The sequence below is a fragment of the Pseudomonas sp. UBA6699 genome (genome assembly GCF_002454615.1).
GTDB classification, from domain to species: Bacteria; Pseudomonadota; Gammaproteobacteria; order Pseudomonadales; family Pseudomonadaceae; genus Aquipseudomonas; species Aquipseudomonas juntendi.
This window is the reverse complement of the sequence record NZ_DKJF01000007.1, coordinates 24,485-40,424: the sequence shown is the minus strand read 5'-3', so window position 1 is coordinate 40,424 and position 15,940 is coordinate 24,485. Positions and strand designations below refer to the sequence as shown.

The 15,940-nt window shown below is 63.6% G+C and carries 12 protein-coding genes and 1 tRNA gene; 1 reads left to right on the top strand and 12 read right to left on the bottom strand.

Going from position 1 to position 15,940, the window contains the following annotated elements; genetic code table 11:
* Positions 1–47 precede the first annotated feature (47 nt).
* From B3361_RS01260 to B3361_RS01220, 9 genes are all read right to left on the bottom strand, one after another.
* Positions 48–1,871: an alpha/beta hydrolase family protein gene (locus B3361_RS01260; RefSeq protein ID WP_054904259.1), complete on the bottom strand. Its 1,824-nt coding sequence runs from the start codon at positions 1,869–1,871 to the stop codon at positions 48–50.
* The gene (pqqE, locus tag B3361_RS01255) at positions 1,837–2,997 is read right to left on the bottom strand and encodes a pyrroloquinoline quinone biosynthesis protein PqqE (RefSeq protein WP_029888064.1); all 1,161 of its coding nucleotides are present in this window, start codon (positions 2,995–2,997) and stop codon (positions 1,837–1,839) included. Before pqqE ends, B3361_RS01260 begins: the two co-directional genes overlap by 35 nt.
* Positions 2,969–3,244 carry a pyrroloquinoline quinone biosynthesis peptide chaperone PqqD gene (pqqD, locus tag B3361_RS01250; protein ID WP_009682813.1) on the bottom strand — a complete coding sequence of 92 codons (276 nt, stop codon included), beginning with the start codon at positions 3,242–3,244 and terminating at the stop codon, positions 2,969–2,971. The genes pqqE and pqqD overlap by 29 nt, the downstream gene beginning before the upstream one ends.
* Entirely contained in the window at positions 3,241–3,996 is a 756-nt protein-coding gene (gene pqqC, locus B3361_RS01245; RefSeq protein WP_009682812.1) for a pyrroloquinoline-quinone synthase PqqC, read from the bottom strand. The genes pqqD and pqqC overlap by 4 nt, the downstream gene beginning before the upstream one ends.
* Before the next feature lie 160 nt (positions 3,997–4,156).
* Positions 4,157–5,068, bottom strand: a complete 912-nt coding sequence (pqqB, locus tag B3361_RS01240; RefSeq protein ID WP_009682811.1) for a pyrroloquinoline quinone biosynthesis protein PqqB — start codon at positions 5,066–5,068, stop codon at positions 4,157–4,159.
* Between the two features lie 83 nt (positions 5,069–5,151).
* Positions 5,152–5,223 carry a pyrroloquinoline quinone precursor peptide PqqA gene (gene pqqA / locus B3361_RS01235; protein ID WP_003243383.1) on the bottom strand — a complete coding sequence of 24 codons (72 nt, stop codon included), beginning with the start codon at positions 5,221–5,223 and terminating at the stop codon, positions 5,152–5,154.
* A 158-nt stretch (positions 5,224–5,381) separates the two neighbouring features.
* On the bottom strand, positions 5,382–7,682 hold the full coding sequence (gene pqqF / locus B3361_RS01230; protein WP_054904291.1) for a pyrroloquinoline quinone biosynthesis protein PqqF: 2,301 nt from the start codon (positions 7,680–7,682) through the stop codon (positions 5,382–5,384).
* 132 nt (positions 7,683–7,814) lie between these two features.
* Positions 7,815–8,609 (bottom strand): carbon-nitrogen hydrolase family protein, encoded by a 795-nt coding sequence (locus tag B3361_RS01225; RefSeq protein WP_054904258.1) that lies wholly within the window; start codon positions 8,607–8,609, stop codon positions 7,815–7,817.
* A 15-nt stretch (positions 8,610–8,624) separates the two neighbouring features.
* Positions 8,625–10,307 carry a flavin monoamine oxidase family protein gene (locus B3361_RS01220; protein ID WP_054904257.1) on the bottom strand — a complete coding sequence of 561 codons (1,683 nt, stop codon included), beginning with the start codon at positions 10,305–10,307 and terminating at the stop codon, positions 8,625–8,627.
* A 488-nt stretch (positions 10,308–10,795) separates the two neighbouring features.
* On the opposite strand from B3361_RS01220, the gene B3361_RS01215 reads away from it, so the two are divergent.
* Complete coding sequence (locus B3361_RS01215) at positions 10,796–11,227, top strand: hypothetical protein (protein WP_009682807.1); 432 nt, start codon at positions 10,796–10,798, stop codon at positions 11,225–11,227.
* 12 nt (positions 11,228–11,239) lie between these two features.
* Here the strand turns inward: B3361_RS01215 and B3361_RS01210 are convergent, their stop codons facing one another.
* The 3 genes from B3361_RS01210 to B3361_RS01200 all read right to left on the bottom strand — a co-directional run bounded on the left by B3361_RS01210 (position 11,240) and on the right by B3361_RS01200 (position 15,761).
* Positions 11,240–11,701, bottom strand: coding sequence for an Lrp/AsnC family transcriptional regulator (locus tag B3361_RS01210; protein WP_054904256.1), 462 nt, complete (start codon positions 11,699–11,701; stop codon positions 11,240–11,242).
* Between the two features lie 223 nt (positions 11,702–11,924).
* Positions 11,925–12,001 (bottom strand) — tRNA-Ile (locus B3361_RS01205).
* Positions 12,002–12,017: 16 nt separating this feature from the next.
* A complete protein-coding gene (locus B3361_RS01200) occupies positions 12,018–15,761 on the bottom strand; it encodes a bifunctional diguanylate cyclase/phosphodiesterase (RefSeq protein WP_054904255.1) in 3,744 nt (1,247 codons plus the stop codon).
* Positions 15,762–15,940 lie beyond the last annotated feature (179 nt).

The following is a 15,940-nucleotide window of genomic DNA, read 5'->3' as shown; positions in this document are numbered from 1 at the left end:
GTGGGAGCTGGCTTGCCGGCGGTTGAGCTGCAAAGCAGCCCCCAGGGTCAGCCTTCCAACACCCGGCAATAGAACTTCCACTCTTCTTCCAGCGCATGCGCCAGGTTCTGCGCCTTGCGGAACCCATGCCGCTCGCCCGCGTAGAAGTGCCCTTGCGCCTCTATCCCGTTAGCCTGCAACGCTGCAAGCATTGATCGGGTCTGCTCTGGCACCACCACCGCATCCAGCTCGCCCTGGAAGAAGATTACCGGCACCCTGATCTGCCCTGCATGCAGCAGCGGCGTGCGTTGGCGGTAGCGCTCGGCATCCAGGGCGGGGTCGCCAATCAGCCAGTCCAGGTAATCACCCTCGAACTTGTGCGTGGCACGCCCTAGCGCTATCGGGTCGCTGACCCCGTACAGGCTGGCACCGGCACGAAACACGTCATGGAACGCCAAGGCGCAGAGCGTGGTATAGCCCCCCGCGCTGCCGCCGCGGATGAACGCCTTGCGTGGGTCGACCAGGCCCTGTGCTGCCAGGTGCCGGACCGCTGCACAGGCGTCGGCCACATCGCTCTCACCCCAGCGCAGGTGCAGTGCCTGGCGGTACGCCCGGCCATAGCCGGTGCTGCCCCGGTAATTCAGGTCGGCCACGGCAAAGCCGCGCTGGGTCCAGTACTGGATGCGCGGGTCGAGCACCGGGTAGCAGGCCGATGTCGGGCCACCGTGGATGAACACCACCAGCGGTGCGGCCCCCTGCGAACGGGCCGCCGGGTAGAAGAAACCATGCGCCGGCTCACCATCACTGGCGTAGTGGAACGCCTGTGGCAGGCTGACGTGGTCGGCTGGCAGCACTTCGGCCCCACCGGCCAGCACGCGAACCTCGTGGTTGCTGCGGTCGATGACAATCACCGCCGGCGGGCTGATGGGCGAGGCGGCGATGGCATAGAGGTGGTCGCTGTCTATGGCCAGGTTGCGAAAGCGGGTGTAGGCACTGGCGAAGCGCTCGGTGCGGCCATCGGCCCCGCGCATCCCCAGTTGGCCGAAGCCGTTTTCGAACCAGCTGGCCAGGTAGCTATATGGGCCCAATGGCAACCAGGTGCAGGTGCCCAGCTGCCAGGGGGCCGCCGCGTGGTCTGCCTGCTCGGCAGGCATCGCCTGCCACTGGCCATCGACTTCGCCCCAAGGTTGCCAGAACCCATTGCGGTCGGACAGGCAGTACAGCCGGCCTTCGCCATCGAAGCGCGGCTGCTGCAGCGATTCCTCGGCTGCCGCCACGCACTGGGCGGGCAACCAGTGGCCACTGGCATCGCGCATGCGGCACATCAACCGGGTCACGGTCCATGGCTGTGCCGGGCGGTCCCATTCGATCCACGCCAGTCGCTGGCCGTCGCCACTTACCGTCGGTGCAGCATAGAAGTCGGCGCCTTCGGCAAGCACTTCGCAGCCGCCGTCGCGCAGCGCGACCAGGCGATGTTCGACCTGGTCGGCGTGGCGTTCTTCAACCGCCAGCACCTGGCCGTCGTGCCATTGCACATCGCCATAGCGGCAGTTGGCATTCTGCGTCAGGGCCCGCGGTTCCAGGTCGTCCAGCGGCTGGGTATAGACCTGCTGGTCCTGCTCGTTGACGAACACCAGCCCGTCGCCGCCCAGGCAGAAACTGCCACCGCCATACTCGTAGACCCGGCTGCGCACGCTGAAGCCATCCGGGGTCAGGCAGCGAGCCTGGCAGTACAACCAGTGCCAGATGCGGCAAGCCCCATCGGCTGGGCGGAATTCCAGCCAGAACAGCCCGTCGGCACTGACCTTGAGTTCGGCAAAGTCGGTGCCGGCGGCCACGGCCTGGGCCGCGCTGAATTCAGCCGCGGGCGATGACACGGGAGTTACGTTCATTGCGGAAGGTCATCTGTTCAATGGCGAGCTGGGCGCTTTCGGCCTCCTCGCGAGCCTTGAGAATGATGCCGTGGTCGGCCGACTTGGCGCACACCGGGTCGGCGTTGCGGGCGTCGCCGGTCAGCATGAAGGCCTGGCAGCGGCAGCCGCCGAAGTCCTTTTCCTTTTCGTCGCATGAGCGGCACGGTTCGCGCATCCACTCGTAGCCACGGAAGCGGTTGAAGCCGAACGACTCGTACCAGATGTGGTGCAGGTCGTGCTCACGCACATTAGGGAACTGCACCGGCAGCTGGCGGGCGCCATGGCAGGGCAGTGCGGTACCGTCAGGTGTGATGGTGAGGAACAGGTTGCCCCAGCCATTCATGCAGGCCTTGGGGCGCTCTTCGTAGTAGTCCGGGGTGACGAAGATCAGCTTGCACGGGTTGCCTTCGGCCTTGAGTTTTGCGCGGTACTCGTTGGTGATGCGCTCGGCACGCTCCAATTGCGCGCGCGTTGGCAGCAGGCCAAGGCGGTTGAGGTGCGCCCAGCCATAGAACTGGCAGGTGGCAAGCTCGACGAAGTCGGCTTCCAGCGCGATGCACAGCTCGATGATGCGGTCGATCTTGTCGATGTTGTGCCGGTGGGTGACGAAGTTGAGCACCATCGGGTAGCCGTGGGCCTTCACTGCGCGGGCCATTTCCAGCTTTTGCGCAAAGGCCTTCTTCGAGCCGGCCAGCAGGTTGTTGACCTGCTCGTCGCTGGCCTGGAAGCTGATCTGGATATGGTCCAGGCCGGCCTCCTTGAATTCGGCGATGCGCGCCTCGTTCAGGCCAATGCCGGAGGTGATCAGGTTGGTGTAGTAACCCAGCCGACGGGCCTCGCCAATCAGCTCGGCCAGGTCCTGGCGCACCAGCGGCTCACCACCGGAAAAGCCGATTTGCGCGGCGCCCATCTGGCGTGCCTCGGCCATGACCTTGAACCACTGTTCGGTGTTCAGCTCCTGGCCCTGGGCGGCAAAGTCCAGCGGGTTGGAGCAGTACGGGCACTGCAGCGGGCAACGGTAGGTCAGCTCGGCCAGCAGCCACAGCGGCAAGCCCACAGCGGGCGTGGGCGGCAACTCAGGCGAGGACGATCCAGTGTTCGGCACGGGCTACCTCCATGAACTGCTCGATGTCCTCGGCTACCTGGGGCACGCCGGGAAATTGCTGTTCGAGTTCGTTGATGATCGCTGCTACGTCGCGCTGGCCATCGATCAGCCCACCGATCAGGCTGGCGCTGTCATTGAGCTTGATCATGCCTTCAGGGTAGAGCAGCACATGGCCTTTCTGCGCCGGTTCGTACTGGAAGCGGTAGCCGGGGCGCCAGTTCGGCACTTGGTTACGGTCGAAACTCATAGGGTGATCCCCTTGTGCCACACCCGGTCCTGGGTGACGGAGTGATAGGGCGGGCGGTTCAGCTCGTAGGCCATGCTCATGGCGTCGAGCATGCTCCAGAGGATATCCAGCTTGAACTGCAGTATTTCCAGCATACGCTCCTGGCCTGCGCGGGTGGTGTAATGCTGCAGGGTAATGGCCAAGCCGTGCTCCACGTCACGCCGGGCCTGGCCCAGGCGGGTACGGAAGTACTCGTAGCCGGCCGGGTCGATCCACGGGTAGTGTTGCGGCCAGCTGTCCAGGCGCGACTGGTGGATTTGCGGGGCGAACAGTTCGGTCAGCGAGCTGCTGGCCGCTTCCTGCCAGCTGGCGCGGCGGGCGAAGTTGACGTAGGCGTCTACGGCAAAGCGCACGCCGGGCAGTACCAGCTCTTGCGAGCGCAACTGGTCGGGGTCCAGCCCCACCGCCTGGCCCAGGCGCAGCCAGGCCTCGATACCGCCGTCTTCGCCTGGGGCACCGTCGTGGTCGAGCAGGCGCTGTATCCACTCGCGGCGTACTTCGCGGTCAGGGCAGTTGGCCAGGATCGCGGCATCCTTCATGGGGATGTTGACCTGATAGTAGAAGCGGTTCGCGACCCAGCCCTGGATCTGCTCGCGGCTGGCCCGGCCCTGGTACATCGCCACATGATAGGGGTGATGGATATGGTAAAAGGCGCCCTTGGCGCGCAGGGCCTGCTCGAACTCGGCAGGGGACATCGGCAGTGCATCGCTCATTCGGCTGGCTCCTGTAAAACGCTTGACTGGCCTGGCAACTCACCCCTGTGGGAGCGGGCATGCCCGCGAACACCGGCCAAGCCGGTGCCATGAACTGTATTGGCTGCTTCGCGGGCATGCCCGCTCCCACAGGGGTTCAGTGTCGTCTGGCCGTCTGTATTTACAACTCGATACTCATGCCATCGAAGGCCACTTCCACGCCCCGGCGCAGTACTTCGGCGCGTTCGGGCGATGCTTCATCAAGTATCGGGTTGGTGTTGTTGATGTGGATAAGCACTTTGCGCTGGCGCGGGAAGCCATCGAGCACTTCCAGCATGCCGCCGGGGCCGTTCTGCGCCAGGTGGCCCATCTCGCGCCCGGTGCGGGTACCAACGCCACGGCGCTGCATTTCATCGTCTTCCCACAAGGTGCCGTCGACCAGCAGGCAGTCGGCGCCGTGCATCATCGCCAGCAGCTTGTCATCGACCTGGCCCAGGCCAGGGGCGTAGAACAGCTTGCCGCCGGTACGGGTATCTTCGACCAGCAAGCCAAGGTTGTCGCCCGGGTGGGGGTCGAAGCGGTGCGGCGAGTAGGGCGGTGCGGCGCTGCGCAGCGGGAAGGGCGTGAAGCGCAGGTTGGGGCAGGCGTCGATCACAAAGCTGCCTTCGAGCTCGATGCGGTTCCACTGCAGCCCACCGTTCCAGTGGCTGAGCATGTTGAACAGCGGGAAGCCAGTGGTCAGGTCCTGGTGGACCATGTCGGTGCACCACACCTGGTGCGGGCAGCCTTCGCGCAGGCTGAGCAGCCCGGTGGTGTGGTCGATCTGGCTGTCCAGCAGCACGATGGCGTTGATGCCGGTATCGCGCAGGGCCCGGGCTGGCTGCATGGGCGCAAAGGCTTGCAGCTGCGCGCGGATGTCGGGCGAGGCATTGCACAGTACCCAGTGCACGCCGTCGTCGGACAGGGCGATGGACGACTGGGTGCGCGCCGTTGCGCGCAGGGTGCCGTCACGGTAACCCTTGCAGTTGACGCAATTGCAGTTCCACTGCGGGAACCCGCCACCGGCGGCGGAGCCGAGAACCTGGATATACATGGCCACTCTCTATGCTGTGCGAAATCCGTATCTTGAAAACGAAAACGCCCCGGCAGGCCGAGGCGTGGAACCGTAAGCCGGGCTTAGCGGTTAGCGAAGTACATGGTGACTTCGAAGCCGATACGCAGATCAGTGTAAGCAGGTTTGGTCCACATGGAGTTACTCCTTCCGGATGGGTTTTGGTTTGCTCAGCTACTACTTGGGTACCGCCATGCGCAGGAGGTTCCCAGAACTGGGATTGCGCTATCTTACAAGAAAAATTTATACCGAAAGGTTAATTATTCGAAAAGTGCCATTGCACTTTGCGTAACAATCATGGGCTTCCGCCCTGCCAGGAAGTGTCTGGCGCGGCAGCGTTGGCCAGGCAAAGCCAGACAGCCCCCGTATCGAGCAGGTTGCTGAGCAACTGGTCCAGATCCGTCTGCCGCGTGTTCAGGATAGACCTGCGCAGGCCATCGAGCTGGCCTGGTTGTGTAGCCAGGTGTGTCTGCCATGCCCACTCGGCGACCTCCGCGTTGGCCATGGCCGGCTCGGCAAATTGGTCGGCCAAGGCCTGGCGAACCCCGGCGTCAAGGGTAACGCCCTGGCGCAGCAGGGCCGTCAGGTGGTCAAGGACCTGAACCTGGCCGGTGTGCGGAGACTGCACACCGAACAACAGGCCACCCACGCCCTCGATCTGGCGAAAGGTACTGAATACCGCGTAGCCCAGTTGCAGTTCCACTCGCAGCCTTTGGTAGACCGGGCCTTGCAGTAATTGGGCGAGCAGGCGGCCGCGGGCTTCGTCTGCCGCAGCCAGTGGGCAGAACAGCAGCAGGGCGTGTTCACTGCCTGGTGCGCTAACGTGGTACCAGCGCTTGCTGGCCCAGCTGGGTGCCGGCGTAGGCCGCGCGCCTTGGCCGGGGCACTGCTGCACGGCAACACCCAGTGCGCCCAGCGCCCGGGCGTCGAAACCCGTGGCCAAGCCTTGCCACTGCGATTGCTGCCATAGGCTTGCGAGGTGCTGCTGCCCCAGCGAGCAATCCGGCGTTGTTTCAGGCAGGCCACCGGCTACCGCATCCGGCAGTTGCTGCAGCAACAGGCGGATGGGTATCAATGCCGGAAGCTGCGCGGGGCTGGCTTGCCAGCAGTTGACAGGCGGTTCGCGCAGCAACCCCAAGGCCTGGTGCGTTGTGCGCAGCACCGCTGCTGGCAGCCCGGCGCAGCGCAACTGCCAGTAAGCGTCGGCACTGGTGAATTGCAGTTGCACCGAGGCGCGTTCACAGCGTTCCTGCAACGGCGCCAGGGCCTGCTCGAGCACCCGTTTCAGCGGCTGGCGCAAGGGCGAAGGCACCTGCCAGCGCAGGTACAGCGCCGCGTACTGGCGCGAGGCCGGGAGCTGGCCACTGATGGTCAGCGCCGCCGGCAGCGGCTGAGGGTTGGCATTGGGCAGTTCGGCACTGAGCAACGGGTCGGCTGGCGGCAATTGCCAATGGCCGCACTCGGCGCAGGGCAAATCAGCAAGCAGCGCATCCAGCGCGTGCAGGCCTTGGGCATCCAGTTGGGCGAACGGCCGGCCTGCGCTGTCCCGGCGGGCCAGCTCCAGTGCGCTTGCACTGTGCGCGCGGCTGCGCTGCAACACACCGAACTGCTGGTTCAGCGAACGGCGGTCGGCTTGGCGCATGAAACTGAACCAGCCGTGCAGCAGGTCGCGGGCTTCGTCCGGGCAGGCGTTGGCACTGAGCTTGAGGTCGAGGTGCCACAGCAACTGACCGGCGAATGCATACAGTGTTTCAGCTTTGAAACTGTGCAGCCAGCCACGCTCACGCAGGGTGCCCAGCCAGCTCCCGGGGCGGCTGTCTTCAAGGCCGGTGGTCAGCAGCTCCAGCGCTTGCTCGGCGCCGTTTGGGAGTTGCTGGTGCGTGAACACCAGCGGGTCGGCCGTTGCCGACAGGCAGGGTGGCTGCGCCTTAGCCACAGGCTGCCCCACAGCGAAAAGCCCGGCATGTTGGCGGCCGATTCGCTCCAGTTCAGCCAGCGGTTGTGGGCCGCACAGGCTCAAGGTGATCTGCCCGCCCTGGTAAAAGCGCCGGTGAAAACCGCCGAGCGCTTGCTGGAAGCGCGGATCCTGCAGGGCCAGGGTGTAACGGTTGCCGGCATGGAATGCGCCCAGCGGATGGCCAGGCCCGGCCGCTTGCAGCAAGGCGAACTGCTGCTGGGCCTGCGGGTTGCGGGCCCAGGCGATGAACTCGGCGTGAATCACCTCGCGTTCGCGGCGCTGGCGCTCGCTGCCCAGGTCGGGTTCGGCAAGCATCTGGCACAGGCGCTCAAGGCCGCCGGCCAAAGCACTGGGTGGCACTTCGAAGAAAAAGTCGGTAGTACGTTCGCGGGTGCTGGCGTTGACTTGGCCGCCGAGGGTTTGCACGTAGCGCATCAAGCCATCGTTCAGCGCAAAGCGGGAGGTACCGAGAAAGAACAGGTGTTCGAGAAAGTGCGCCAGGCCGGGCCATTTGGCGGGGGCATCGTGGCTGCCCGCGTGCACCCGCAGTGCGGCCGCCGAGCGCTTCAGGCGCGGGGCGTGGCGCAGGGTCAGCTGCAGGCCGTTGGCGAGGGTCAGGTGGCGGGTGGCGTCAGGCATGGGGGGCTCCGGTTGCTCGGTTTCCATGCTAACCCATTTGTTTCCAGGCCCGACCCCTTCGCGGGCGAGCCCGCTCCCACAGGTACTGCACAGGGCTTTAGATTCACGCGGTCGATGTGAAAGCGGCCCCCGTCAGCCTTGACGCAGGTGCAGCTCCTGGCGCAGATCGCTCAGGTAGGGGAAGGCCGCGCGCCCCTGCACCACCCGCTCATGCTCAAGTTCGGCCAGCAACAGGCATTCATCGTGCCCGGCCATCGCCAGCAGGCTGCCGTCCGGGCCGATGATGCTGCTTTGCCCGCAATACTGAATCTGCCCTTCTGCCCCGCAGTAGTTGGCATACACCAGATAACACTGGTTCTCCTGCGCCCGCGCCCGCACGGTCACCTGGCAGGTGAAATCGTAGGGCGCCATGTTCGCCGTTGGCACCAGAATCAGCTCGGCGCCGTCCAGTGCCAGGCGCCGGGCGTTCTCCGGGAACTCGATGTCGTAGCAGATCAGCAGGCCGACCTTCCAGCCCTCCAGCTGTACCACCGGGAAGTGATCGGGGCCGGGGCTGAACATCGAACGGTCCAGTTCGCCGAACAAGTGGGTCTTGCGGTAGTTGCCCAGGCTGCGCCCATGGGCGTCGATCAACTGCACGCTGTTGTAGATCGCCCCGTCCTCGCCGCGCTCCGGGTAGCCGTAGACAATGGCGATGCGGTACGCCTGGGCGATTTCCACCACCGCCATGGCTGCTGGACCATCGGCCGCCTCGGCCAGGTGCTCCACCTGAGCCAGGCCGATGTTGTAGCCGCTGAGGAACATTTCCGGGCACACCAGCAACTGCGCGCCACGTTCAACTGCCAGCTGCGCCTGCTGGCGCAGCCGTTGCAGGTTGCCGGGTACATCCAGCGGCTGGGGATGGCCCTGGAACAGAGCAATGCGCATGTTGCCTCCTGCGTGTCAGTCGGCCAGGGCGATCGGGCCGATCTCGTCGAACACGTCGCCAGGGCCTGGGTTGTCGGGGTGGGTACGGCCACCGAAGTGGTTCATGATACCCCACACCGCATTCAGTGAAGTTTGCACCGCGCCCTCGACCCAGGCAGGTGTCCACGACACGTCGTCCCCGGCGATGAACATGCCGCGCTGTTCGGCGGGCATGTCCTGCTGCATGAAGTGGGCGTACATGCGCTGGTTGTAGCGGTAGTGGCCCGGCAATGCACCCTTGAAGGCGCCGAGGAAGTACGGGTCGGCTTCCCAGGACACGGTGATCGGGTCGCCGATGATGTGCCCGGCAATGTCGGTTTTCGGGTAGATCTTTTTCAGCGCATCCAGGGCCAGTTGCACGCGCTTTTCCACCGGGTGCGGCAGCATCTTCAGCGCATCGCTCATCCACGCGTAGGACAGGCAGATGACCCCCGGTTTGTGGTCACCGTTATCGAACAGGTATGTGCCGCGGGTGAGGCGGTCGGTGAGGGTCATGCTCATCAGGTCGCGGCCGGTTTGCGGGTCTTTGTCCTTCCAGAACGGCCGGTCGACCATGACGAAGGTCTTCGAGGACTGCATGTAGCGGGTCCGGTCCAGGGCCATCCACATTTTTTGCGAGAACAGCGATTCCTCGCAGTCGATCTGCGTGGTCAGCAGCCAGGTCTGGCAGGTGGTGAGCACTGCACTGTAGTGGCGGGTGTCACCCCAGTTGTCGGTAACCGCCAGGCGCCCGTCGGCTGCGCGGGCGATACGTTTTACACCGGTACGCGGCGCGCCGCCATGCAGCGCGCTAAGGCTGGTGCCCTGTGGCCAGTGCACGCAGCGCTCCGGTACATGGCGCCAGATACCTTGTGGCACCTGCTCAACGCCGCCGACTACCAGGTGCTGATGGTCGTCGCAGTTGGTCATGACCACGCGGAAAATTTCCAGCATCGAGTTGGGGAAGTCCGAGTCCCACCCGCCCGTGCCGAAGCCGACCTGGCCGAACACCTCGCGGTGCTGGAAGCTCAGCTTGGCGAACGAGCGCGAGGTGGCGACGAAGTCATAGAAGGTGCGGTCGTCCCACAGCGGTACCAGCTTGTTCCACAGCGCCTTCAGGCGGGTGACATCACGGTCGCGGATGGCTTGCTGAATGTCGGAGAACTGGGCACCGCTTTCCAGCGCATCGGCCCAGGCGTCGGCCACTTCATGGAACAGTTGCGGCAGGTCGGCAGCCTTCTCGGCGTAGTAGGTCTGGCCCTCCAGGTCGATCACCGTACTGCCCGACGCCGGGGTCAGCGGGTTGGGGAAAGGCTTGGTTTCCAGGCCTAGCTTGTCCACATAGTGGTAGAAGGCAGTGGACGACACCGGGAAGCGCATGCCGCCGAGTTCGGCCACGATCCCGTCGGTGCCGTTGAAGGCTTGCGAGCGCAGCCGGCCGCCAAGCTTGGAGGCCTCGTAGACCACCGGCTTGAGGCCCAGCTTCATCAGTTCGTACGCCGCCACCAGGCCGGCGATGCCCGCACCTACGATGGCCACCTCTTCACCGTGGCGTTCAGCCGGGATACTGCCAAGGCCTGCCGGGTGTTCAAGCCAGTCGTCGAAAGCGAAGGGAAAGTCCGGGCCAAAGATGGTGATCGGCTTCTTGCCGTCGGCGGGGTGGCGGTTTTTCTTGTTCATGAAGTGACCTTGCCAGAGGGGCTGCGCGGTGAGCAGAGCCTGAGTATAGGAGATGCCTGGTGGTCATTTTAGGGACAGCGGGGTTCGTAATTAAGATGCAGAGTGTTGTCTTAATGTCGTTTTCTGAGTCGAAATCTATTTCAAAAAATACATTATGACGAACAATGGCCCGTTGTAGGAGCGGCCTTGTGTCGCGAAAGGGCCGCAAAGCGGCCCCAGCAACATCTGCTGTATGCACAAATCCTGGGGGCGCTTCGCACCCCTTTCGCGACACAAGGCCGCTCCTACAACGGGCTGTGTAGCACTTGCGATCTGGGTGATCAGATACGTCCTACACCCATGCCTTGAGATAAAGAATTACCCTACACCCGCTATAGCCCCGGTCTGGCTGCGCGGAAAATGTCTCAGGGTTAACGTCACCGGGTCGCCGTTCTAAGGGCGACTGGGTGTGAGAACCCATCATTCAACTTCGCACCAAGGCTTGTGTCATGGCAGCCGTGCGCGGGCAGGCTTTGGCCTGGCCGGATTTCCAAGTTGGCCGGTTCTCACCCCGTGCATGGCTGCCACCTATTTCCCGTGAGAAGGAGTTGGTAGGCAGTTTCCTCAAGGCTCAATTTGGGAATTGCATCATGAAACAGACGGATTCTGACCGACCCGAAAAACTCAAACCCACCGCCGAAAAGCCCTTCTGCAACTGCGAAGCCAGCCACCCGCCGCTCTTCGCCATCCGCCCCGGCATTGACGCCGCCGACGCCTTGGTCCACGCCTGCCTGCTAGCCCGTGGCCTCAACCAGATTGCCTCTGACTACGCGCAACACCACGCGCCCGAGCGCAGCCGTGACATTGTCTGGTCGATGCAGCATTCTGCCGAAAGCCTGTCGGCCATCCTCGATGGCCTGCTTGACGGTCAGGAAGCCTGACCGCCAGCCCGCTCACAGCGGCTGACCGCGGTCCACCTTGCTGCTGAGGATGATCGACGTGGTGGTTTTTTCCACCCCGTCGACACTGCCGATCTGGTCAAGCAACTGGTCCAGTTGCTCGGGTGAGTCCGTGCGCAGCCAAGCCACGTAGTCGAATTCGCCACTTACCGCGCACAACTGCTGCACTTGCCCCATCGCACTCAAACGCCGCACCACGTCCTTGCCGGAGCGCGGTTGCACCTTGATCCCCACATACGCTTGCAGCCCGCCACCAATCACACTTTGCCCAAGGCGCACACCGTAACCGGCAATGACCTTGGTCTTCTCCAGCCGCTCCAGGCGTGAGTTGACCGTGGTACGGGCGATACCCAGCTGACGCGCGAGGTTGGCCACGCTTTCACGGGCGTTGATCTGCAGCAGCGCGATCAGCTGGCGATCGATTTCATTCAGGGTGATAAGGCGGGCATCCGACATGGCGAGTCTCTACGGTTGGCCCGCTAGCCTAGCCAGCCAATGCCAATCAGGGCAAGGCCAGCCGCTGCCGACGCGGCCCCTGTAGGAGCGGCCTTGTGTCGCGAAAGGGTGCATAGCGCCCCCAGGATTTGTGCATCAAGCAGATATCGCCGGGGCCAGAGCACGCTCCGAAGCATATTGCCAGGCATGAAAAAGCCGCGCATTCGCGCGGCTTTTCAGTAGCTGGTGGGCCCACACGGACTCGAACCGTGGACCAAAGGATTATGAGTCCTCTGCTCTAACCGACTGAGCTATAGGCCCTCAGTAAGTGGCCGGATTATAACGAGGGTTTCGCACCTGTGCCATCTGAAAGATCCGATAGTGCTATGCGAAGGAACGAAGCAGCGAATTCCTCTGGCGGCAGTGGCAGGCTGACGATGTAGCCCTGGATCTGCTCGCAGCCTTCCGCTGCCAGGAAACGCTGCTGCGCCTGGTTTTCCACCCCTTCGGCAATGATGGTCAATTGCATGCTGCGGCCCAGCGCGATGATCGCCCGGGCGATGGCTGCATCGTGGGGGTCGTCAGGCAGGCCGCGGATGAACGACTTGTCGATCTTGAGGATATCCAGCGGCAGGCGCTTGAGGTAACTCAGCGATGAATAGCCCGTGCCGAAGTCGTCAATGGCCAACTGCACGCCCAGTTTCTTCAGCTGGTGGAGCACGACCAAGGCTTCTTCGGCCTGGCTCATGATGAAGTTCTCGGTAATTTCCAACTGCAGGTCGCCCGCCTTCAGGCCGTAGGTCTTGAGTAATTGCTCGATGCGCTTGGCCAGGCCGTGATGGCGCAATTGGGCGCCAGCCAGGTTGATCGAAAGCGGGCCGAACGCTTCATAGTCCCGCTTCCAGCGATGCATCTGCCGGCAGGCCTGCTCCAGTACCCAGTCACCCAACTGCAGGATGGTGCCGTTCTCTTCCGCCAGGTGGATGAAGTGCTCAGGCGGCACCTCACCGAAGGTCGGGTGGCTCCAGCGGATCAGCGCTTCGGCGCCGACCAGGCTCTGGGTCTTGAGGCTGAGCTTGGGCTGGAAGCACAGGCTCATTTCATTGCGCTCCACGGCGCGGCGCAGCTCATGCTCCAGGGCAATGCGTTCGCTGGCCTGGGCGGTGAGGTCGCGGGTGTAGGCTTCGACGCGGTTGCGGCCCTTGGCCTTGGAGCGGTACATGGCGGCATCGGCGTTGCGGATCAGCGTGGCGACGTCGCTGCCGTCTTGTGGATACAGGCTGATGCCAATGCTGGCGCTGGTGAAGAACTCGTGTTCGCCAGCCTGGAACGATGCGTTGAAGCAAGCCAGCAATTTGTTGGCGATGGAGCTGGCGTCGCTGGGCTTGTGCAGGCCGGGCAGCAGGATGATGAACTCGTCGCCGCCCAGGCGGGCCACGGTGTCGACGTCACGTACCTGCTCTTTCAGGCGCTGGGCGATACCTTTGAGCAGCAGGTCGCCGACCGGGTGGCCGAGGCTGTCGTTGATGTGCTTGAAGCGGTCAAGGTCAAGGAACAGCACCGCACCCTGGCGGTTGGACACCTGCGCACAGGCCAGTGCAGCCTGTAGGCGGTTCTCGAACAGGGCGCGGTTGGGCAGGCCGGTCAGTGGGTCGTGATGGGCCTGGTAGTCGAGCTTGGCCTGGGCATGCTTGAGGCTGGAAATATCAGCGAACACCGCGACGAAATGGGTGATTTCGCGCTCGGTGTTGCGCACAGCGCTGATGGTCAGCCAGCTGGGGTAAAGCTCCCCGCTCTTGCGTTTGTTGAAGATCTCGCCCTGCCAGTGGCCTTCAGCGGTCAACTGGTGCCACATGGCGGCGTAGAAGGCACTGTCGTGCTGGCCGGAGGCGAGCAGGCGCGGGGTTTGGCCGAGGGCTTCGATTTCGCTGTAGCCGGTAATTTCGCTGAACGCACGGTTGACCGCGCTGATGCGCTGGTCGATGTCGGTAATCAGTACGCCCTCGGCAGTGTTCTCGAATACCGTGGCGGCCAGTTGCAGTTTTTCCTGCATGAGGTGGCGTTCGGTAATGTCGCGGGCGATGGTCAGCATGCAGTCGATCCCGGCAATCGGCAGTGGCCTTGCCGAGAGTTCGCACAAGCGGATCTGCCCGTCGCTGCGGCGAATGTGGCAGGTGAAATCACGCACGAAGCCGTCGCGGTTCAACTGGTCGACCAGGCGTTTGCGCTCGTTGAGGTCGACCCAGATGCCAAGGTCCAGCGACGTCTGGTCGATGGTCGGGTTCAGATCGTAGCCGGTCAGGCGGCAGAAGCCTTCGTTCACCTCCAGCAGCAAGCCGTCACTCTGGCGCGACAGCAGCAGCCCGTCGGGTGAGGCGTGGAAGGCCTTGGCGAATTTTTCTTCAGAGGTTTGCAGTTGCTGCTGGGTTTCCTTGAGCTGGCTGATGTCGCGTACCGCCACTACCAACGCGGGGGTGCCGTCGAGCTCGAAGGTTTCCGCCGAGGTCAGGCCGGTAAACAATTGGCCATTGCTGCGGCGGAAGGTCATCTCCAGGTTGCGGATACCGCCTTGGTGCAGGCGCTCCAGCACCCGTGGCCCGCTGCCTTCTACGCCCCACAGGTTGAGCTCGGTAGCGGTACGGCCGATCACCTGGTCCGGCGCCAGGCCGATCTGTTCCTCGAACGCCTCGTTCACCTCCAGCAGGCAGCCATCGCTGTGGCGGGCGATAAGCAGGATGTCGGGGCATTGCTGGAACACCGAGGCGAATTTTTGCTCGGACAACCGCAGGGCGTCCTCGGTGCGCTTGGTTTCGCTGATGTCGATCATCAGGCCGCGCATCACGGGGTGGTGGCCATGTTCGATCATGCTGACGATGTTGCGTACCCAAAGCGCTTGGCCGTCGGCGCGGATGACTCGGTAATCGAGGCTGTGGTCGCGCCCGGCAGCGGTTTCGCTGTCGCAGTACGCCTGGGCCCAGAGGGCATCTTCCGGGTGCAGTATGCTGCGCCAGAAGCCCGGTTTCAGCCAGTCGGTCAGCGGGTAGCCGAGCAGGCCCTCGGCGTGGGGTGACACATAGCTGTAGGTATAGTCATTGGCGTCGGCTTCCCAGGCAATGGCTGACAGGCTTTCGACCAGCCCACGGTAGTGGTATTCGCTGCTGCGCAGCTCCTGCTCCAGGGCAATGCGGCGGGAAATTTCCGAGCTGAGCCGGCGGTTGATGCGGATGACAATGGCCAGTACGCCCATCAGGAACAGCACGGTTGGCAGGCCGTACACCAGCAAGTCGGACCAGAACATCCGCTGATCGACCACATTGCCCACCCAGCGCTGCTGGATCTCGCTGATTTCGCCGCTGCTCATGTCGGCCATCACTTTGTCGAGAATGCCGACCAGGACTGGATTGTTGCGCGGCACGGCCATGGCCAGTTGATAGCGATAGGGTGTTTCACCGCTGACATACAGGCCATCGAGCTTCAGCTGGCGCAGGCTCCAGATACTCGATGCCAAGTCCCCGACCACAGCATCCACCTGGTCGGTGGCCAGGGCCTGCAGCGCCGAGCTGACGTTAGGCAGTGCCACCAGGTTGAGGTCTGGGTGGTGGGTGCGCAGCAACTCATGTGGCGCATAATTTTCGACCACGGCAATTTTCAGCCCATACAGGTCTTTCAGGTCGCGCGGTTGAGCGCCGCCCTTGTGGGCGAGGATCACGATGGGAAAGTCCAGGTATGGCCGGGTGAAGGACAGGTAGGCCTGGCGTTCTGGCGTCGACATGATGCCGGGCAGTAAGTCGATTCGGTTTTCGCGTGCCTGTGCCAATACCTCGGTCCAGTTACTGGGCTCGACCGGTTTCAGTGTCACGCCCAGGCGTTGCTGGATCTTGGCGATGTAATCGGCGGCCAATCCCTGGTAGCGGCCCTCCTGGTCGCGAAACTCGAACGGCGGCCAGGAGGCATCTACGCCCAGGCTCAGCTGCGGGTGGGCAGCCAGCCAGGCTTGCTCCTCGTCTGTCAGGGTAAGGGCGCCGGCCGTTGTGCTCCAGACAATCAGGATCAGCAACAGGATGGCCGGCTTCAGGGGCATGACGGCCTCGCTTTCAGGTGGTCTGAAGTCGAGTGTAGACGGGCATTGCTGCTGGTGTGCGGAAGAACAAGAGGCCTTTTGTCAGATACAACAGTGCCTTGAGAAAAACCCCGGCCTGGGCTTAATGCGAGTCAGTTGAGAAATTTGGGGTCGCTTTGCGACCCTTCGCGGGCACGCCC